Source organism: Pedobacter albus (assembly GCF_036324255.1).
GTDB classification, from domain to species: Bacteria; Bacteroidota; Bacteroidia; order Sphingobacteriales; family Sphingobacteriaceae; genus Pedobacter; species Pedobacter albus.
This window is the reverse complement of the sequence record NZ_JAZDQT010000002.1, coordinates 70,639-89,156: the sequence shown is the minus strand read 5'-3', so window position 1 is coordinate 89,156 and position 18,518 is coordinate 70,639. Positions and strand designations below refer to the sequence as shown.

The 18,518-nt window shown below is 44.7% G+C and carries 19 protein-coding genes; 14 read left to right on the top strand and 5 right to left on the bottom strand.

The window, feature by feature from the left end; genetic code table 11:
* Nucleotides 1–225 precede the first annotated feature (225 nt).
* Nucleotides 226–459 carry a hypothetical protein gene (locus tag VRU48_RS10155; RefSeq protein WP_330107829.1) on the top strand — a complete coding sequence of 78 codons (234 nt, stop codon included), beginning with the start codon at nucleotides 226–228 and terminating at the stop codon, nucleotides 457–459.
* Between the two features lie 66 nt (nucleotides 460–525).
* On the opposite strand, the gene VRU48_RS10150 is transcribed toward VRU48_RS10155, so the two are convergent.
* From VRU48_RS10150 to yihA, 5 genes are all read right to left on the bottom strand, one after another.
* Nucleotides 526–2,448, bottom strand: a complete 1,923-nt coding sequence (locus VRU48_RS10150; protein ID WP_330107828.1) for an LTA synthase family protein — start codon at nucleotides 2,446–2,448, stop codon at nucleotides 526–528.
* A 105-nt stretch (nucleotides 2,449–2,553) separates the two neighbouring features.
* Nucleotides 2,554–4,269 carry a M3 family oligoendopeptidase gene (locus VRU48_RS10145; RefSeq protein ID WP_330107827.1) on the bottom strand — a complete coding sequence of 572 codons (1,716 nt, stop codon included), beginning with the start codon at nucleotides 4,267–4,269 and terminating at the stop codon, nucleotides 2,554–2,556.
* A 24-nt stretch (nucleotides 4,270–4,293) separates the two neighbouring features.
* Nucleotides 4,294–4,677, bottom strand: a complete 384-nt coding sequence (locus tag VRU48_RS10140) for a hypothetical protein (protein WP_330107826.1) — start codon at nucleotides 4,675–4,677, stop codon at nucleotides 4,294–4,296.
* A gap of 63 nt (nucleotides 4,678–4,740) precedes the next feature.
* Complete coding sequence (locus VRU48_RS10135) at nucleotides 4,741–5,601, bottom strand: UbiA-like polyprenyltransferase (protein WP_330107825.1); 861 nt, start codon at nucleotides 5,599–5,601, stop codon at nucleotides 4,741–4,743.
* A 106-nt stretch (nucleotides 5,602–5,707) separates the two neighbouring features.
* Nucleotides 5,708–6,343 (bottom strand): ribosome biogenesis GTP-binding protein YihA/YsxC, encoded by a 636-nt coding sequence (yihA, locus tag VRU48_RS10130; protein ID WP_330107824.1) that lies wholly within the window; start codon nucleotides 6,341–6,343, stop codon nucleotides 5,708–5,710.
* Between the two features lie 374 nt (nucleotides 6,344–6,717).
* Between yihA and ubiE the strand changes: the two genes are divergently transcribed.
* From ubiE to murI, 13 genes are all read left to right on the top strand, one after another.
* Nucleotides 6,718–7,449 (top strand): bifunctional demethylmenaquinone methyltransferase/2-methoxy-6-polyprenyl-1,4-benzoquinol methylase UbiE, encoded by a 732-nt coding sequence (gene ubiE / locus VRU48_RS10125; RefSeq protein ID WP_330107823.1) that lies wholly within the window; start codon nucleotides 6,718–6,720, stop codon nucleotides 7,447–7,449.
* Nucleotides 7,446–8,201 (top strand): type IX secretion/gliding motility protein PorT/SprT, encoded by a 756-nt coding sequence (porT, locus tag VRU48_RS10120; RefSeq protein ID WP_330107822.1) that lies wholly within the window; start codon nucleotides 7,446–7,448, stop codon nucleotides 8,199–8,201. Before ubiE ends, porT begins: the two co-directional genes overlap by 4 nt.
* Nucleotides 8,202–8,252: 51 nt before the next feature.
* The gene (locus VRU48_RS10115; protein WP_330107821.1) at nucleotides 8,253–9,011 is read left to right on the top strand and encodes an SDR family NAD(P)-dependent oxidoreductase; all 759 of its coding nucleotides are present in this window, start codon (nucleotides 8,253–8,255) and stop codon (nucleotides 9,009–9,011) included.
* 208 nt (nucleotides 9,012–9,219) lie between these two features.
* Entirely contained in the window at nucleotides 9,220–9,669 is a 450-nt protein-coding gene (locus tag VRU48_RS10110) for a GatB/YqeY domain-containing protein (RefSeq protein ID WP_330107820.1), read from the top strand.
* A 110-nt stretch (nucleotides 9,670–9,779) separates the two neighbouring features.
* On the top strand, nucleotides 9,780–10,544 hold the full coding sequence (locus tag VRU48_RS10105; RefSeq protein ID WP_330107819.1) for an alpha/beta fold hydrolase: 765 nt from the start codon (nucleotides 9,780–9,782) through the stop codon (nucleotides 10,542–10,544).
* A complete protein-coding gene (locus VRU48_RS10100) occupies nucleotides 10,544–11,206 on the top strand; it encodes a CBS domain-containing protein (RefSeq protein ID WP_330107818.1) in 663 nt (220 codons plus the stop codon). The genes VRU48_RS10105 and VRU48_RS10100 overlap by 1 nt, the downstream gene beginning before the upstream one ends.
* A 9-nt stretch (nucleotides 11,207–11,215) precedes the next feature.
* Nucleotides 11,216–12,097 (top strand): NAD kinase, encoded by an 882-nt coding sequence (locus tag VRU48_RS10095; RefSeq protein WP_330107817.1) that lies wholly within the window; start codon nucleotides 11,216–11,218, stop codon nucleotides 12,095–12,097.
* A 1-nt stretch (nucleotide 12,098) separates the two neighbouring features.
* The gene (gene porG / locus VRU48_RS10090) at nucleotides 12,099–12,902 is read left to right on the top strand and encodes a type IX secretion system protein PorG (RefSeq protein WP_330107816.1); all 804 of its coding nucleotides are present in this window, start codon (nucleotides 12,099–12,101) and stop codon (nucleotides 12,900–12,902) included.
* Nucleotides 12,903–12,920: 18 nt separating this feature from the next.
* The gene (uppS, locus tag VRU48_RS10085) at nucleotides 12,921–13,661 is read left to right on the top strand and encodes an undecaprenyl pyrophosphate synthase (protein WP_330107815.1); all 741 of its coding nucleotides are present in this window, start codon (nucleotides 12,921–12,923) and stop codon (nucleotides 13,659–13,661) included.
* Nucleotides 13,662–13,724: 63 nt separating this feature from the next.
* The gene (gene bamA / locus VRU48_RS10080) at nucleotides 13,725–16,268 is read left to right on the top strand and encodes an outer membrane protein assembly factor BamA (RefSeq protein ID WP_330107814.1); all 2,544 of its coding nucleotides are present in this window, start codon (nucleotides 13,725–13,727) and stop codon (nucleotides 16,266–16,268) included.
* Nucleotides 16,269–16,287: 19 nt separating this feature from the next.
* Nucleotides 16,288–16,818: an OmpH/Skp family outer membrane protein gene (locus VRU48_RS10075; protein WP_330107813.1), complete on the top strand. Its 531-nt coding sequence runs from the start codon at nucleotides 16,288–16,290 to the stop codon at nucleotides 16,816–16,818.
* A 44-nt stretch (nucleotides 16,819–16,862) separates the two neighbouring features.
* A complete protein-coding gene (locus tag VRU48_RS10070) occupies nucleotides 16,863–17,459 on the top strand; it encodes an OmpH/Skp family outer membrane protein (protein ID WP_330107812.1) in 597 nt (198 codons plus the stop codon).
* Between the two features lie 62 nt (nucleotides 17,460–17,521).
* Nucleotides 17,522–18,349 (top strand): glutamate racemase, encoded by an 828-nt coding sequence (gene murI / locus VRU48_RS10065; protein ID WP_330107811.1) that lies wholly within the window; start codon nucleotides 17,522–17,524, stop codon nucleotides 18,347–18,349.
* The last annotated feature ends 169 nt before the right edge of the window (nucleotides 18,350–18,518 follow it).

Sequence of the window (18,518 nt, the reverse complement as noted above, 5' to 3'; positions counted from 1 at the left end):
ACAGTTTACAATGCCGCTGGAGCAGGGATGGATTTGGCTATAAATTATTTGGTAATTTAAAGGATTGTTTTAACTTTATAAGAACAAAAATTATCTGATAATTAAGTTTTTACAACAAAGCGGGTACATGGCTTCAATAACCAATAAGAAATTATAGCACATCAATGGCTTAGCAAACCGATGGTAACATAATTGTCTATTGTTTATAACCTAAAACTTAAAAAGATGAGAAAATCAGTGCTAAAAAGCGATGCCTTGAAGCAAGGCGAGTTGCTTACCCGCAATCAAATGAAAGATGTATTAGGCGGTGCCAATCAATCCGAATCGATAATTTGCCAGATCGCGCTATGCTCGGCCACCGACCAACACGGCAATTATTTCGATGGCCTTTGCGATAGGAATTGCTATTGCGTTTCTCCCGATGGCATGTCTTCGTCTGAAGGATGTGGCCGATGGTAAACCCACAACATAGAAAAGCCCCAAAATAAGTTTTGGGGCTTTTTTTATCTTTTCTGGCTGATTGGCCTATTTGACAAACTGATAAAGCTGATGACGCAACAGGTAACTGGCCGACTGATAATAAGAAATGGCTTCGTTAGTTATTAACGGCGAAGATTTGATGGGCGTGGTAGCGAAACTGTTGGTGTCGACCTTAAAGGCTTCTATTTTTTGCTGAGGCGATAAAATAACCAGCTGGTCGCCTTTTAAATAGCCCAGGTTCTGGTAGGTGCTGATGAAAGCCCTGCGTTGGCTGGCTGGCGTATGGAACACGTCGAAACCAAAAAACTTCGACGTATAGCTCACATTCAGAAGCCCAAGCAAGGTGGGCGGAATATCGATTTGCGAAGTAAGGCCACTAAAGGTTTGAGGCTTGATGATGCCCGGCGCATAAACAATCATCGGGATGCGGTAGTTTTTGATAGGCAGTTCGGTTTTTCCGGCACTCGAGGCGCAGTGGTCGGCCACAATCACAAATATGGTATATTTGAACCAGGGCTTGCTCCGGCTATCGTTGATGAATTTGCCAATGGCGTAGTCGGTGTATTTTACAGCGCCTTGTCGGCCGGTGTGCGACGGAATATCGATACGGCCATCAGGATAGGTGAATGGCCTGTGGTTAGAGGTTGTCATCACTTGGCTAAAAAAAGGCTTGCCCAGCTTGTAGTTGGCATCGAAAGTTTTGCCTGCCAGTGTAAAAAGATCTTCATCGGCCACGCCCCAAATGTTTTCGTAATGGATGTCTTTTTTGTCGGTAATGGCCGACCGGTCGATAACCTGATAACCATTGTTGCCAAAGAAATAATTCATGTTGTCGAAGTAGCCATAGCCACCATAAATGTACTGCGTGGTATAGCCTTTGCTTTGGAGTACGCTGCCCAGCGAAAACTTGTTTTCGTTCTTGGGTCTTTTTACCACCGACTGGCCTGGTGTAGGCGGCAGGCTGATGGATAAAGCTTCGAGGCCACGCACGGTTCGGGTACCGGTAGCAAAGAGATGGTCGAAAAACAAACCTTGGTTGGCCAAACTATCCAAGTTTGGCGTAATGTGTTCGGTGTTGCCAAATCTCGACAAGAAATCGCCACTGAGGCTTTCTACGCTGATCATCACTAAATTGTAGTTGTGTTGGGCGCCTGGATAATCGATTTTTCGGGTAATAGAAGTGAGGCTATCGCTTAAAAAGGTGCTGTTGTTGCTGGTTACAGCCTTTCTTACCGCGGTAAAAATGTCGTGAGTAGAGGCCTTGGCGTAAAACTGGTCGTAATCGAGTTCGTTATGGATAAAGGCCGAGCCAAAATCGTAGATGCCGTTTCCCGAAAGTTCGGAAGCATATTGGTTATTGCTGAATTTTTTGGCGCCATTGCTGCCCAACAAAAATACCAGCACGGGCAACAGTAGCAAGGCCAAAGTAATCAAGCTCCGCTGGCCGAACCGGAAACGCTGGGTTTCGTCGTTTTTAAGGCGCTTTTTGCTAAACACGAGCACCAATATGCTGCAAACCAGAATGCCAATAAGCAAGGGAACAATAGGGTACGATTGCCAAATATTGCCGATTACTTCGGTGGTATAAATGAGGTAATCTACAGCAATGAAATTATAGCGGGTCGAAAATTCGTCCCAAAACAGCCACTCCGAAACCGCATTGAAAAGCAACAAAGTTGTAGCCACAAAACACAGTCCGTAGGTGATAAAACGGAACCATTTTTTGTAGTAAAGCCTGTTCGGAATGAGCCAAAGGTAAAGCACAAAAGGGATGAGAAAGAAAGTGCTCATCAAGGTGTCGCTAAACCAGCCGATTAGAAAAATACCCAGGAACTGGAAGGGGTTGGGGTCTAATTGACGAAACGATGCAATTAATAAGGCCACCCGGGTAGCGAACGAAACGCCAATAATCAACAAATACAGAAAAGCCAATAGTCGGTAACGACTGGCCAGCAGTTTCTTAAGCATGAAATTACAATGTTTGAAAATTGATATTACAAATATATCTTCTAATTCTGAATACAAAAAAAGCGGGATTAAATTGAACCCCGCTTTTACTTGATTTAAAAGGGATTACCCTAATTTGTTTAACTCTTCCTTGACAAAATTGGCCAGTTCCTTGATATAGCTGGCGCTAAAATCGAATTTGATGCCGGCAGTTTCGTAAATTTCGTTCATGGGTTTGGTATAACCCAGCGCCAGCGCCTCTAAATACTGATTCAAGGCTTTTTCAGGATTTTCCTTATAATTTTTCCAAACGGCAATGGCGCCCAACTGGGCAATGGCATATTCGATGTAGTAAAATGGCACCTCGAACAAATGCAACTGCTTTTGCCAAAGGTTGCCCAATTGCTGGTCAAAGTCCGTCCAATCGGCAAAGCCTGCGCCAAAACGGGTATAAATTTGTTTAAAGGCAGTTTCCCTATCGGCCGCGTTATGGTTCGGATTGGTATAAATCCAGTGCTGAAACTGATCGATTACGGCTACCCAAGGCAGGGTTTTCAGCACATCGGTCAATTGCTCTTTTTTGGCACGGATCAGGTCTTCCTCCTTGTCGAAATAAACATCCCAGTTGTCCATCGAAATCAATTCCATACTCATCGATGCCAGTTCGGCCACTTCTGAAGGGCAGTGCTTAAAATCGTTCAGTTCTAAATTAGCCGTTAAAAACGTGTGGATGGCATGGCCACCTTCGTGTACCATGGTGGTCAAATCCCTTAAAGAGTTGGCCGAGTTCATGAAAATAAACGGCGCACCGGTTTCGGCCAATGGGTAATTGTAGCCTCCTGGAGCTTTGCCCATCCTGCTTTCTACGTCAAATAGTTGGTTGGCTTTCATGATGGCCAATTTCTCGCCCAATTCAGGATTAATGGCCGCAAAGCACTCGATGCTTTTGTCGATGAGTTCCTGACCATTGTTAAAAGGTTTCAATGCCGGTTTTCCGCTGGTGCTCACCTCCATATCCCAAGGTTTAAGCTCGGTTAGGCCCAAAGCCTCGCGTCTTTTTTCGGCCTGCTCCCTCAATACCGGAACCACTTCTTTTTCAATGGCCTCGGCAAAGTCGTAGCAGTCTTTTGGGGTATAGTCGAAACGGCCTAGGGCTTGGAACATGTAGTCGCGGTAATTTTCAAAACCCGCATTGAGCGCTACTTTGTGGCGCATGGCAACCAATTCGTCAAACAAGATGTTTAGCTCGTCTTTGGCTACCAACCGGCGTTGCTGTATGGTTTCCCAGGCGTTTTGCCTCACCTCGCGGTTGGTGTCTTTTAAGAAGTTGGCCGCTTGTTCCAAAGTATACTCCTGACCATTTAATTCGACGCTCATGGCGCCTGTAATGCCTTGGTATTTTTGCTGGGTTACCTGTAGCTGCGTAAACAGCTCGATGTTTTCTTCGCGGTAAAGTTCCAAAGCCTTTTTGATGGCACGGATGTATACAAAATACTTGTCTTTGTCTAATTGCGCTAGCCAAGGACTTTCGCTAAATTTCTTGTTCAGTTCGTTGGCAATCGGCGAAATTTTAGGCTCTATGTCCGTAGCGAAATATTGGAAATCCTTTACCAAAGCCTCATTTGCCGTATCGCAGCTCATTTTGATATAGCGCCAGGCAAAATCCTCTTCCAAGGCTGCTTCCAGCTCGCTTTTGTCGCGCAGCCACTGTTCCAGTTCGGTTACGTTGTCGATTTCCCTTTTTAAAAGTTCGTCGAATATCGGAGCAAGGTTGTCCCACTCAATTTTTAAATCCTGTGGAATATATGTTCTGGGTTTCTTGTGTATCGTTAAATCTTTCATGTCTGTTTTTTGATGAGGTACAGTTTATTTCAGGCCAAAAACATCTTCATAGCTTATGTAATCTTTTCGACCGATGGCATAAATCAGTTTGCCGTTTTCGTCTTTGATAATGCCTTGGCTTTCGTCGTTTGCTTTCGGAAAATTAAGCTCGTATTTCCTGCCATCTTCAAGCACAATGCCGTAGGTTTCTACGCCGTTTTCGGTTTTGATCGAATTTTGGGTGTAGTTGAACTTTTTGCTTTTTCCAGTACTGTCGGTAAACACAAAACTTTTGGCCTCAAAGGTTATTTTGGATTTTTCTCCTTTAGTGTCGGTGGCTTTCCATTCGCCCCTATAGGTATCAGAGCCGCTGCAGGCGATCAAAATACTCACCAAAAACACTATTGATAAGAGAACAGTTTTTTTCATGGTTTAGTATGGGGATTTACGATTTACGATTGATGATTTGGGATTTACGAATTACGATTTGGTTTATGATCTCGTTCTTAAAAAGGTGTCCAACAAAAAGCAAAGGGCAAAAATGACCGATGCAAAGCCATTGGTGGTGGCAAAGGCACGATCTACCTTGCTAATGTCTGTTGGCTTAACCAGCAGGTGCTGATAAATGAGCATGGCGCAGAAAAACACGATGCCGATATCGTAAACCCAGCTCAGCTCGGCATAGAACAAAGGCATAATCACGCAGGCCGCCGATAAAATATGCAACACCACCGATAAGTTCAGCGCATTTTTGATGCCCAAGGCCGCGGGAATAGAATGCAGTTTTTGCTCGCGGTCAAAATCTTCGTCCTGCAAGGCGTAAATGATGTCGAAACCGCTTACCCAAAACAATACGGCAAACGAATAGAACAAAGGCACGATGTTAAACTGTCCGGTTACCGCAATGTAGGCGCCAATAGGGGCGAGCGATAAGCCAAGGCCCAGCACCAAGTGGCAAAGCGCGGTAAAACGTTTGGTATAGCTATAAAAAAGCACGACAAACAAAGCCACAGGCGATAAATAGAAGCAGAGCTTATTGATAAAGAACGTGGCGGCAATAAAAAGCACGCAGTTGATGATTACAAAGAGCAGTGCCTCGTTGGCCGAAACCCGTCCGGCTGGAATATCGCGCATTTGCGTACGCGGGTTTTGGGCATCGATATTCCGGTCTAGATAACGGTTAAAGGCCATGGCTGCGTTGCGCGCAAATACCATACACAAGATCACCAGCACCAACAAATACCAATGAAATGGATTTTGCGTAGTGGTTACGCCCAAAAAGAAGCCGATCATGGCAAAGGGCATGGCAAAAATGGAATGCGCAAATAAAACAAGCGAAAAGTATTTTTTCATTATGTTGGGGTGGTATTGGGTATTGAAATGAAGTTAGAATTGGAAACTGCCAACTGTTAACTGAAAACTGTCAACTGAAAATTGCCAACTGAAAATTGCCAACCGACTAGCTTCCGTTATAAAACTGAGGATCGAACGTAGGCATTACAAAATCCTGGTTTACCTCGTCAATAAATCCCAGAACCATTTCCTTGCCTTGTTTTTTCTCTGATGAAGTAATGAAAAAAGAGGGCAATTCTTCAAACCACTGCTTAAGTGCTTTATTGAACTTGGCAACGTTTTGGTCAGTTTTTGGTCCCGATTGCTTGTCGGCTTTGGTGTAGACCAAGGCAAAGGGAATGCCGCACTCGCCCAGCCAGCAGCAAAACTCGAGGTCTATCTGCTGAGGTTCAAGTCTGCTGTCTATCAGCACAAAAACACACTGAAGATTCTCTCTTTTGGTGAGGTAATTACGGATAAACTTTTCCCATTTCTCGCGGCTGGTTTTCGAAACCCTGGCATAGCCATAGCCTGGCAAATCGACAATATACCAGCTTTCGTTAATCAAAAAGTGGTTGATCAGCTGCGTTTTTCCGGGTCTTTGTGAGGTTTTGGCCAATCCGGGCTGACTTACCAGCATATTGATCAGCGACGATTTGCCCACGTTAGAACGTCCGATAAAGGCATACTCGGGCCTGTCTGGAGCCGGCAAGGCCGAAACCTTGGTATTGCTCACTACAAATGTGGCAGATTTTATAATCATAATACAAAGGTAGGAATTAAAGATTGGAGTTGGTGCGTCTGGCGCCAAGCGTTTTGCACTGGGCGTTTGGTTTAGGGTTTCGCATTTGGCGAGGGGCGTTTGGTTTAGTAGGGTTTCGCGTTTTGCGCTGGGCGTTTGTATTTAACGCAATACCCAATACGCCACACGCTCTACGCACTACGCTATTCTTCATACGCTAATCCCTTAATCTGTGGCTAGCTTGGAGATAAGCGATAGGCGTTTAGCGTTTGGCGTTTTGGGCTAAGCGTTTGTATTTAACGATACACTATCCGCTTTACGCAATACGCCACACGCCACACGCAATACTCAATTAAACAATCAAACAATTCACCATTTTCTCTATCTTTGGGGCAATGACAAATCAAGAAGTTACTCCCTATGCAGGTACGGCTACCAAAAAAGAACAGGTAGCTACCATGTTCAACAATATTTCGCATACCTACGATTTTCTAAACCATTTTTTGTCGTTGGGTATCGATATCATTTGGAGACGCAAGGCGATTAGGGAGCTATCGAGCATACAGCCCCGTAAAATTTTGGATGTGGCTACCGGAACAGGAGATTTTGCCTTCGAATCCATCAAAATACTTCATCCCGATAAAATTGTTGGGGTCGATATTTCGGAAGGCATGCTGGAAGTGGCGCGCAAAAAGATTGCCGAACGCAACCTGGGCCATGTATTTTCGGTACAGCTGGGCGATTCGGAAGGACTGCATTTCGACGATGATACTTTTGATGCCATTACCGTAGCCTTTGGCGTAAGAAATTACGAAAACCTGGAAAAAGGTTTGGCCGACATGCTTCGCGTGCTCAAGCCCGAAGGCAAAATCGTCATCCTCGAGTTTTCTAAACCAAGGACTTTCCCTATCAAGCAGGGCTATAATTTTTACTTCAAATACATTACGCCGTTCTTCGGTCGCCTTTTTTCGAAAGACAAAAGGGCGTACACCTATTTGCCTGAGTCGGTAGCGGCTTTTCCAGATGGCCAAGCTTTTACTCAACTAATGGAAAAAGTGGGCTACAAAAATACCAAACACCGTTCTTTAACGTTTGGAATAAGTGCAATTTATACCGGGACTAAATGAGCAGAAAATTAACCCTCTTTGTCATGTTATTTCTTTTCGCTTCTGGTTGGGCAAAGGCCCAAAACTGGGGTGGCGGCATTGATCAGGAACGTTTCAATTGGGGTTTTAGCTTTCAGTACATTTCTTCTGAATTGAAGCTTTGGAAAAATAAGGATTGGCGTGCGCCGTATTCCGATCCGACGCTTCCGCCACCGGGTTACGTCACAGACCAGCTGGCTTCCATTTCGTCGCCACCCTCGGTGGGTTTTGGCATTGGTTTCGTAGTCAACAGTCAGCTGACCAGTAATCTAGATGCGCGTTTTACGCCAACCTTGGTTTTTAACGACCGTGTAATCCAATACAATTATGTGCAGCCCGCCGTGTACAACGTGGGCACTTCCATGATCGAAAAAAAGGTGCAGGCTACCGTAATCGACCTTCCCATCGGACTAAAAATCAAATCAGACCGCCTGATGAACTTTAGGGCCTATATGATCGGCGGTCTTAAATACTCGATGGATTTGGCTTCGGGCAAAAAGACCAACGATGAAGCGGCGGCTCCGATTGACAAATTGATCAAAAACAAGAAGAGCTTCCTTTCTTACGAGGCTGGCATTGGTTTCGATATTTACTTCGAATATTTTAAAATGTCGCCAGAATTTAAGCTATCTTATTCATTTAAAGATATTATGAAACATGAGAGTAATCCTTTCATGGACCCGATACAAAAGGCAAAACTCAGACATTTTACTTTCAGCTTATTTTTTGAATAGCGCGGGGCGTAAAAAAATAATACCTTTGTTTATCATCATTATTTCATACACATGGCTAAAATCGCATTAATTACAGGTGCAAGTTCAGGTATTGGCGAAGCTTGTGCACATCTCTTTGCCCAACAGGGCTATCACCTGATCCTGATCGGGCGACGAGAAAATCTACTGGAAAAAATTGCCCACCATTTGGCCGATAAATATGCCATAGAGGTGAAAAAGATACAGGCCGATGTACGCGATAAGGAAAACATCAGCTATGTGCTCGAAACCCTGCCCGGCCATTGGAAAAATGTAGATGTGCTGGTTAACAATGCCGGATTGAGTCAGGGTCTGGATCCGATAGACAAAGGCGATACCGACGATTGGGATACCATGATCGATACCAATGTAAAAGGACTGCTCTATGTTTCGAAAATCGTTTCGGGCTGGATGGTGAGCCAAAAGAAAGGCCATATCATCAATATCGGTTCTATTGCAGGCAAGGAAGTTTACGCCAACGGAAATGTATATTGTGCCACCAAGCATGCGGTCGATGCCCTGAACAAAGGCATGCGTATCGACCTGTTGCCACACGGCATTAAGGTAACCGCCATTAATCCGGGCATGGTAGAAACCGAGTTTTCGGTGGTCCGCTTTAAAGGCGACGAAGCCCGGGCAAAAAAGGTGTACGACGGGTTGGAGCCTTTGGTTGCGCAAGACATTGCCGAAGCCATTTGGTTTGCGGTAAGCCGTCCGCCACACGTAAACATTAACGATATGCTGATTATGCCAACGGCGCAGGCCACGGCAACAACGGTGGTGAGGAAGTAGCTGGAGATAGTTGATAGTCGATAGTCTATAGTCCACAGTCCATAGGCTTGTAGTCTATAGGCCAAAGTTCATAGCCCTAGCTTTTAAACTATAGGCAACAATTAACCCAACCCGCCTGTAAATGGCCTGCCACTTAAACAATGTAACAATTCAACAATTGAGCAATTGAAACAATTTAACAATTGCACAATTCAACACATAAAAAGCAATGATAGCAAATACGATAGATCAGGAAATCAAGCAAGCCATGTTGGCTAAAGATCAGGCCAAGTTAAGGGGCTTGAGGGCCATTAAAGCCGCTTTGTTGTTGGCGAAAACCGAAAAGGGCCATGCCGAAGAAATCAATGAAGAAGCGGAAATCAAAATTCTGCAGAAACTGGTTAAGCAACGTAAAGAATCCGCTACAATTTATAAAGAACAGGGGCGCGAAGATCTTTATGCGGTAGAACAGGAAGAAATCGACGTAATCAGCCAATTTTTGCCCAAACAGCTAGACCGGGCCGATATAGAATTGATCGTTTCGCGCATTATCTCCGAATCGGGGGCAAGCTCGATCAAAGAGATGGGCAAGGTCATGGGATTGGCCAATAAAGAACTGGCGGGCAAAGCCGATGGCAAGCTGATCGGCGAGATCGTTAAAGCGCAATTGGGCCAATAAAAAATAGGCCTGCTTTACACTATCCCCGAAAAAATATTGATATTATTACGGTAAATTAATTTTACTCTATTAACTTAGTAGCACATACCAAACAGTACATACTATACTATATGAAATACGAAGTAATTGAAGAAGATGGGTTTAAATACATTGAGGCGGGTGAAGGCGAACCGTTGGTATTACTTCATGGGCTAATGGGCGAATTGAGCAACTGGGAGCCCACACTGGATCATTTTAAGGCAAACTACAAGGTAATCGTACCTATTTTGCCTATTTATGACCTACCGTTGCTAACCTTGGGCGTAAAAAGCTTGTCAAAGTACATTTTGCGTTTCCTTAAATTTAAAAAACTAAATCAGGTGGTGCTGGTTGGTAACTCGTTGGGCGGACACGTAGGGCTAGTATTTACCGTGGCACACCAAGAATATGTAAAGGCCTTGGTGCTTACCGGCAGCTCTGGCCTCTACGAAAATGCATTTGGCGGTTCTTTTCCGCGAAGAGAAAGCTACGACTATGTGCGCGAGAAGGTAGAGTTTACTTTTTACGATCCGGCTACGGCTACCAAAGAACTGGTCGACGAAGTATTCAAGTCGATTAACGACCGATCGAAAGTAATCCGTATCCTGGCCTTGGCCAAATCGGCCATTCGCCACAACATGGCTAAAGAATTGCCGAAGATCACTATTCCGGTTTCGCTCATTTGGGGCAAGCAAGATAAGATTACGCCACCTGATGTAGCCGAAGAGTTCCATCAGCTGTTGCCCAATTCAGAATTAAATTGGGTTGACGAATGTGGCCATGCACCAATGATGGAAAGACCGATTATTTTTAACGAATTGCTGAATACCTTTTTAAGTAGGATTTTATTAAAATAATGTTTGCTTCAGAACTCATATCGAATGTCATTCCGCCTCTAAAAACTTCCGACACTGCGCAGAAGGCTTTAGAGCGTATGGCCGAGTTCAAGCTTTACCATTTGCCCATCGTAAACGAAACCCAGTTTCTGGGCCTCATTTCGGAAGACGAACTGATTGAAGTGCGAGATCAGCAAACGCCGATAGGCAGCCTCTCGTTAACCATCTTAAATCCTTTTGTTTTCGAGAATGCCCACATTTACGATGTAATCCGTCTGTTTAACCTTTTGCAGCTGTCGCTGGTACCGGTGCTCGATGCCAATAAAAACTACCTAGGCGTAGTTTCCATCAACAACCTGTTGCAGTATGCGGCCGAAACCTATGCCGTTAAAGAGCCGGGCGGCATTATCGTCTTGTCCATCAGCAACCGCAACAACTCTTTGGCGCACATGGCCCAGATTGTTGAGGCCGACAATGCGCAGATCCTTTCCTCTTACGTGAGTTCTTTTCCCGATTCTACCAGGTTGGAAGTAACCTTGAAAATTAACAAGACAGAGCTTTCAAGTATCATATCGTCGTTTGAACGCTATGACTACGAAGTAAAAGCTGTTTTTAACAATACACAGGACGATAACGGTACAGAAGATAGATTCAATTCTTTTATGAACTATTTAAACGTGTAAAAAACCTGCATGAAAATAGCAATTTACGGCAGAGATTTTAATGACAGCGTATTGCCTTTTGTACAAGAGGTATTCGATGTGCTGGCCCAGCATCCGATAGAGATACTGGTGTTTTTGAAGTTCAACAACTTTATCAAGAACAAAATCAGCCTGCCTGCCCATATCAAAACCTTTAGTACGCATGCCGAACTGGTTGACCAGGCCGATGTGCTGCTGAGTTTAGGGGGCGATGGCACCCTGCTCGATACGCTTTCGCTGGTGCGCGATTCGCAGATCCCGGTTATCGGTATCAACTTTGGCCGTTTGGGCTTTTTGGCCAGTATCAACAAAAACGAAATCAAAACGGCTATCGAAGCTCTGGTTAATGGCGATTACTCGCTCGATAAAAGGGGAGTGCTTAACCTGGAATCGCAGAACAACCTGTTTGGCGAAGAGAATTTTGCGCTGAACGATATGACGATCCACCGGAGAGACAATTCGGCCATGATGATTATCCATGCCTACCTTAATGGCGAGTTCCTCAACTCTTATTGGGCCGACGGATTGATCATTGCCACGCCAACCGGTTCTACGGCCTATTCGCTGAGTTGCGGCGGACCGATTATTTCGCCCAATGCACAGAACTTTGTCATTACGCCGGTGGCGCCGCACAACCTCAACGTAAGGCCCATTATTGTGCCCGACGACGTGGCGCTCACTTTCGAAGTAGAAGCCAGGAGCACCAAGTTTTTGCTCACCTGCGATTCGAGGACGGAAACCGTAGACCGCTCGGTAAAGATTACCATCAACAAAGCCAAATTCAATATTAACCTGATCCGCCTTAACAATGAAAGCTATCTTACTACGTTAAGGAATAAACTGCTCTGGGGCATAGATACACGGAACTACTAACATGAGCTATAAAAAGGCATTCCTAACGCTTGTTGGTCTATTATCTTTTGGCATGGCCTCTTTTGCCCAGCGCTTTGAGGTGGGCGCACATGCGGGAGGCTCGTCTTATATGGGCGACTTGAACCAGTATAATCCGATAAAAATAAGCGGTATAGAAGCAGGGGCTTTTGTCAAACTCAATTTTAATCCGCATTTGGCCCTAGGCCTGCACTATAATTATGGCAAGGTACAAGGCAACGATGCCAGTTCAAACAACGAACAGTTCCGCCAGCGCAACCTGAGCTTTTTTACTCCGCTCAACGAATTTAGCCTTTTGCTCGACTTTAATTTCTTCGATATGTTTGCCTACAATGGCCGAAGGCGTTTTACCCCCTTTTTGTTTGGCGGAGTAGGTACGGTATTGTTCGAACCTAAGGCCCAATATGAGGGAGAAACCTATAAGCTGAGGCTGTACAATACTGAAGGACAGCCTAAAAGCTACAAAAGTTATGCGCTCACCTTTCCGATCGGTGCAGGTACCAAATATAAGCTCAACGACAGCTGGACGCTTTTTACGCAGGTCGGTTTCAGGATCCCGTTAACCGATTATATCGACGACGTTAGCGGCCTCTATCCCGATCCAACCGTTTGGACCCGTAACCAGGGGCTAAGTCGTGCGCTTTCAGACCGTTCGGGAGAAAAAACAGGCATCTACATTGGCGATCCAGGTACTCAAAGAGGCGATTTTAGAAAAAGGGATAGCTACATGTTTGTAGGTATTGGGATATCTTATACCTTTGTGAGCCAAAAATGTTTTACTTTTTAGGGCGCTGACAAAGCAGAAATGGGATTTAAAGAACAAATTGATATCAATCGCTTGCCGCAACACATCGCTATTATTATGGATGGCAATGGCCGTTGGGCAAAAAACCAAGGCAAATTTCGTGTTTTTGGTCACGAAAGCGGCGTACTTTCTGTAAAGGATATTGTAGAAGGCTGTGTAGATATTGGTATTAAGTACCTTACCGTTTACGCCTTCTCTACCGAAAACTGGAACCGCCCCATTGAAGAGGTCAACGCCCTGATGGAGCTGCTCATTGCAACCATTAACCAGGAGGCCGAAACCCTGAACAAAAACAATGTCAGGCTAAATGCCATCGGCGATCTGAAATCGTTGCCCCAAAAATGCATCGACGATTTGGCCAGTGCCATGGAAACCACCGGCAAAAATGATAAATGTACCCTTACCCTGGCTTTGAGCTACAGTGCCAAATGGGAAATTGTAGAAGCTGCCAGAAAAATTGCCGAGCAGGCCAAGGAAGGAAAAATAAACATCGATGAAATTGACGAAAGCACTTTTGCTGCGCAACTGACAACCACCAATATTCCTGATCCGGAACTGATGATACGCACCAGTGGCGAACATCGGATCAGCAATTTCCTGCTTTGGCAGATGGCTTATACCGAATTGTATTTTACCGAAACCCTATGGCCAGACTTTAGAAGAGAAGATCTTTTTGAGGCCATTGTCGACTACCAAAAACGCGAACGTCGCTTCGGAAAAATTAGTGAACAATTGAACTAATTTTACTTTTAACACTTTTTAACATGTGTTTAAATTAACTTAGCAACGTTTTTTAGATTGTAAATGAAAAGAATATACCAACTTATTTTCTTGCTGTTGATCGGCTTGCCAACCATGGCGCAGATCCGTACCCAACCTTCGCAAGCTGCACCTTCCTTAAAAGTTAACGGTTCGAGTTTAGACTATTTTAACCCAAAAGAATATGTAATTGGCGGCACAACTTTGTCGGGTGCCAAATACCTGATCGAAGATGTAATCATCACCCTGTCTAAGCTAACCAAAGGCGAGCGTATCGTATTGCCGGGCGAGGCTACTTCAAATGCAATCAAAAACCTATGGGCACAAGGCCTTTTCGACGATGTGCAGCTGAACATTACCAAGATCGATGTAGACACGGTTTACTTCGATATCCAAGTGGTAGAGCGTCCGCGCCTGAGCGCCTTCGAAATTTTGGGGGTAAGCAAATCGCAAAAGACAGACCTTAACGAAAAACTGGCCGATAAAGCTGGTAGGACCATCATCAACGATAACCTTTACAATACCACCAAGTCTATCATCAAAAAATACATGTACGACAAGGGGTTCTTTTATACCACCATCGACTTCAAGTCTAAGCCAGATCCCAACCAGGAGAACAGCGTAATCCTGCAGGTCGATATCAATAGAGGAAAGCGTGTAAAAGTGCATGAAATCAAGTTTACGGGTAACAAGGAATTCTCTTCGGCCAAGCTCAGAAAGTATCTGAAAAAGACCAAGCAACAGGCTTTCTACAAGATTTTCGGCAGTGGCAAGTTCAACAAGGAAAAATACGAGGAAGACAAACTGAAGCTGGTTGCCAAAATGCAGGAAAAAGGCTACAGGGATGCAACCATCCTAAAAGACAGCATTTACAGGTATAGCGATAAGGCCATCGGCATTAAATTGGATGTTTACGAAGGCCCTAAATACTACTTTGGCAATATTACCTGGATCGGCAACGCCAGATACCCAACAAATTACCTTGAGAAAGTGTTCGGAATTGAAAAGGGCGAGGTATTTAGCGAAGAAAAACTAGAAAAGAAATTAAGAGGCAGTGCCAGTGGCGACGACGTTTCGAGCGTTTACCTGAACGATGGCTACCTGACCTTTAACATCGATCCGGTACAAACCAAAATCCACAACGATACGGTTGACGTAGAAATGCGTATTTACGAAGGACCGCAGTATACCAACAACAAAATCACTGTAGTGGGCAATACCATTACCAACGATAGGGTAGTATTGCGCGAGATCCGCACCAAGCCGGGCGATAAGTTCTCTAAAGAGCTTTTGGTACGAAGCGTACGTGAAATCGGTGCCTTGGGCAACTTCGACGAGTCGAAAACCAATCCAATTCCTAAGCCAAACCCATCTGATGGTACGGTTGATATCGAATACCACGTAGAAGAAAAACCTTCAGACCAGATTGAGCTTTCGGGCGGTTTTGGTGGTGGCCGTGTAATCGGTACCTTGGGTTTAACCTTTAACAACTTCTCGTTAAAGAATTTGTTTAATGGCGAAGCCTACAGACCATTGCCAAAAGGCGATGGCCAAAAACTGAGCTTGCGCGGACAAACCAACGGTAAGTATTACCAATCATACAGCTTCTCTTTCTCTGAGCCTTGGTTCGGTGGCAAGAAACCGGTAAGCTTTGGTTTGAGCGCTTTTACCTCGTTGCAATCTAACGGCTTGTCGGCTACCGATGGTGGCTACCAAAAAATCCGTTTGAATGGGGTTTCGGTAAGCTTGGGAAGAAAACTGAACTGGCCAGATAACTGGTTCTCTTTGGTACATACCATTAACTTGAACCAATACATCCTCAATAACTATCCGGGCTACTTGTTCAGCACAGGTACTTCTTACAACTTGAACTTAACCCAAGAGATTGCCCGCGATTCGAGGAACAACAATATTTTCCCTACGGGTGGTTCGTACATCAGGTTTACCATCCAGGCAACACCGCCTTACTCGTTGCTAAACAAGATTAACTACGCAACGGCTTCAGATAAGCAACGCTATAAATTTACCGAGTACCACAAATGGAAATTTGAGGCACAATGGTTCGAAAGCATCGTAGGCAAACTGGTATTCAAAGGCCAGGCGCAATTTGGTTTCTTGGGCCAGTACAACAAGGCTGTTGGCCAATCGGCGTTCGAGCGCTTTAAATTGGGTGGCGACGGTATGCAGGGCTTCGACTTCTTGCAGGGCTCTGAGCTGATTGCCATGCGTGGCTACTCCAACAACTCGGTTGTTCCGGTAGGCGCCAATGTAAATATTGCCCAAAGCTCGGGTAGTCCGATCTTTACCAAATACGTAATGGAGCTGAGGTACCCGGTTATTGCCAAGCAGGAAGCCACTGCCTTTGTAACGGCATTTGCCGAAGGTGGTAACACTTGGAATAAGTTTAGCGATTATAATCCGTTTAATATTAGACGGTCTGTGGGTGTTGGAGCTAAGATATTTTTACCGATATTTGGTTTGTTGGGAATTGACTATGGTTATGGATTTGATAAAATTCCAGGTCTGCCTGATGCCAATAAAGGTCAGTTCCACTTTAGTATTGCCCAACAACTTGGCGGATTTAATTAATTTAGCAACACACAAAGCAATGAAAAAGTATTTATTAATCAGCTTTTTGCTCTTGGCGGGTCTGGGAGCATCAGCACAGCGGTTTGCCTATGTAGACACGGAGTATATTCTGAAGCACTTGCCGGAATATAAATCGGCACTGAGCCAGATCGATGGTTTGTCTAAGCAATACCAGTCGCAAATTGACGAGAGCTTTAACGAGATCGACAAAATGTACAAGGCCTATCAGGCCGATCAGGTTTTGCTAACCGACGACATGCGCAAGCGTAGGGAGAACGACATCATCGAGAAAGAGAAAAAGGCAAAAGAACTGCAAAGACAGAAATTTGGCCCAGACGGAGAGCTTTTCCAAATGCGCACCAAGCTATTGAAGCCTATCCAAGAAAAAGTGGCTACTGTAGTAGGAGAAACGGCCAAAAACAAAACCATCGATTTCGTTTTTGATAAAAGCAGCGAATCGACCATGATGATTTATGCCAGCGCCAGCTACGATATCAGCAACGATGTGATTGTAAGGCTGGGCTATAAACCAGGAACGCTAGTTAAATAAAAAACACCATAGATTTTAAAACAATTATTAAGTAAAATAGAAAAATGAGAAAGTTAATTAACGTATTTTTTGTTGCAGCCGGATTAGTGTTTACTGCCAATGTTGCGAACGCCCAGCAAAAGTTCGGTCACCTGAACTCTGATGAGATTTTTGCTAGCCTGCCTGAAGCAAAAACTGTTTCGGCTACCGTAGAGAATTTGGCAAAGACAAAACAAGCCGAAATCGACAAAATGATTGCAGAGTACCAAACCAAATACAAAGCTGCTGAAGACAAGCAAAAAACCTTGAGCGAAGCCAACAAAGATGTAGTAGGTAAAGAATTGCAGGCTGCTGGTCAGGAAATCCAAGATTTGGGCAAAAGAATTGAAGATGCACGTACCAAAGCAACCAAAGACGTAACCGATAAACAAAACGAGCTTTTCCCTCCGTTGCAACAAAAAGTAGGCAATGCAATTGCTGCTGTTGCTAAAGAAAAAGGATTGGCTTATGTATTCGATACCTCTATTTCTCAAGGTTTCAACAGCCTTGTTTATTCTGACGGTGGCGAAGATATCACTGCTGCGGTTAAAGCCAAATTAGGCGCTACTGCTACAGCTGCTCCAGCGGCTACTAAACCTGCAGGCGCAAAACCTAAACAATAATTTAAAGATATATCATTATCTTGTGCGGAATTGGAAAACAACCAATTCCGCTTTTTTTTGCCATGAATAATCAATCGCCCATCGGTATTTTCGACTCTGGCTACGGTGGATTAACCGTATTCAAATCGATTGCGAAACAGCTGCCCCAGTACGACTATATTTACCTCGGCGACAATGCCCGCTCGCCCTATGGCGACCATTCGTTCGAAACGGTTTACCAATATACCTTAGAATGTGTGGAATGGCTGTTTGCCCAAGGTTGCCAGCTGGTTATCTTGGCCTGCAATACGGCGTCGGCTAAGGCCTTGCGCAGCATACAGCAGCTCGATTTGCCTCAAAAATATCCAGGGAGGAGGGTATTAGGCGTGATCAGGCCAACGGCAGAAGTGGTGGGCCATTACTCGAAAAGTGGCAACATTGGCGTGATGGGCACGCGTGGAACTGTTAATTCGAAGTCGTACCTCATGGAAATTGGCCATTTCTTTCCGGCAGTAAAGGTATACCAGCAAAGCTGCCCCATGTGGGTGCCTTTGATCGAAAATGGCGAACATTTAGATGCCGGTGCCGATTACTTTGTAGACAAATACCTGTCGCAACTATTGGCGCAAGCCCCCGATATCGATTGTATCTTGCTGGCCTGTACCCACTATCCCCTGCTGGTTCCTAAAATAGCCCAACGACTCGAGGGCAATGTGCAACTATTGTCGCAAGGCGAGATCGTAGCCAATAGCCTGGCCGATTACCTCAAAAGACATCCCGAAATGGAAAGCCGTTTGGCCAAGAACAATTCAAGAGCCTATTACACTTCGGGTGATACCCAATCGTTTGATGAACATGCCTCTTTGTTTTTGGGCGAAGAAGTCCGCTCCGAACGTTTGGTTAATCGGTAGGCAGTTGACAGTTTGCAGTTTGCAGTTTGCAGTTGGCAGTTGGTAGTTGGCAGTTTACAGTTCCCAAATGAACCAATGACTAATGAGCCAATGAACAGTTGCCTGTTTTCAGTTTCCAGTTCGCCATGCAATCAACCAATCCCCAATCAGCTAATTAGCGAATCAGGCA

Bases quoted from the DNA above. Each gene is read 5' to 3' on its own strand.
- VRU48_RS10155 (WP_330107829.1), top strand. From the start codon at position 226: ATGAGAAAATCAGTGCTAAAAAGCGATGCCTTGAAGCAAGGCGAGTTG.
- VRU48_RS10150 (WP_330107828.1), bottom strand. From the start codon at position 2,448: ATGCTTAAGAAACTGCTGGCCAGTCGTTACCGACTATTGGCTTTTCTG.
- VRU48_RS10145 (WP_330107827.1), bottom strand. From the start codon at position 4,269: ATGAAAGATTTAACGATACACAAGAAACCCAGAACATATATTCCACAG.
- VRU48_RS10140 (WP_330107826.1), bottom strand. From the start codon at position 4,677: ATGAAAAAAACTGTTCTCTTATCAATAGTGTTTTTGGTGAGTATTTTG.
- VRU48_RS10135 (WP_330107825.1), bottom strand. From the start codon at position 5,601: ATGAAAAAATACTTTTCGCTTGTTTTATTTGCGCATTCCATTTTTGCC.
- yihA (WP_330107824.1), bottom strand. From the start codon at position 6,343: ATGATTATAAAATCTGCCACATTTGTAGTGAGCAATACCAAGGTTTCG.
- ubiE (WP_330107823.1), top strand. From the start codon at position 6,718: ATGACAAATCAAGAAGTTACTCCCTATGCAGGTACGGCTACCAAAAAA.
- porT (WP_330107822.1), top strand. From the start codon at position 7,446: ATGAGCAGAAAATTAACCCTCTTTGTCATGTTATTTCTTTTCGCTTCT.
- VRU48_RS10115 (WP_330107821.1), top strand. From the start codon at position 8,253: ATGGCTAAAATCGCATTAATTACAGGTGCAAGTTCAGGTATTGGCGAA.
- VRU48_RS10110 (WP_330107820.1), top strand. From the start codon at position 9,220: ATGATAGCAAATACGATAGATCAGGAAATCAAGCAAGCCATGTTGGCT.
- VRU48_RS10105 (WP_330107819.1), top strand. From the start codon at position 9,780: ATGAAATACGAAGTAATTGAAGAAGATGGGTTTAAATACATTGAGGCG.
- VRU48_RS10100 (WP_330107818.1), top strand. From the start codon at position 10,544: ATGTTTGCTTCAGAACTCATATCGAATGTCATTCCGCCTCTAAAAACT.
- VRU48_RS10095 (WP_330107817.1), top strand. From the start codon at position 11,216: ATGAAAATAGCAATTTACGGCAGAGATTTTAATGACAGCGTATTGCCT.
- porG (WP_330107816.1), top strand. From the start codon at position 12,099: ATGAGCTATAAAAAGGCATTCCTAACGCTTGTTGGTCTATTATCTTTT.
- uppS (WP_330107815.1), top strand. From the start codon at position 12,921: ATGGGATTTAAAGAACAAATTGATATCAATCGCTTGCCGCAACACATC.
- bamA (WP_330107814.1), top strand. From the start codon at position 13,725: ATGAAAAGAATATACCAACTTATTTTCTTGCTGTTGATCGGCTTGCCA.
- VRU48_RS10075 (WP_330107813.1), top strand. From the start codon at position 16,288: ATGAAAAAGTATTTATTAATCAGCTTTTTGCTCTTGGCGGGTCTGGGA.
- VRU48_RS10070 (WP_330107812.1), top strand. From the start codon at position 16,863: ATGAGAAAGTTAATTAACGTATTTTTTGTTGCAGCCGGATTAGTGTTT.
- murI (WP_330107811.1), top strand. From the start codon at position 17,522: ATGAATAATCAATCGCCCATCGGTATTTTCGACTCTGGCTACGGTGGA.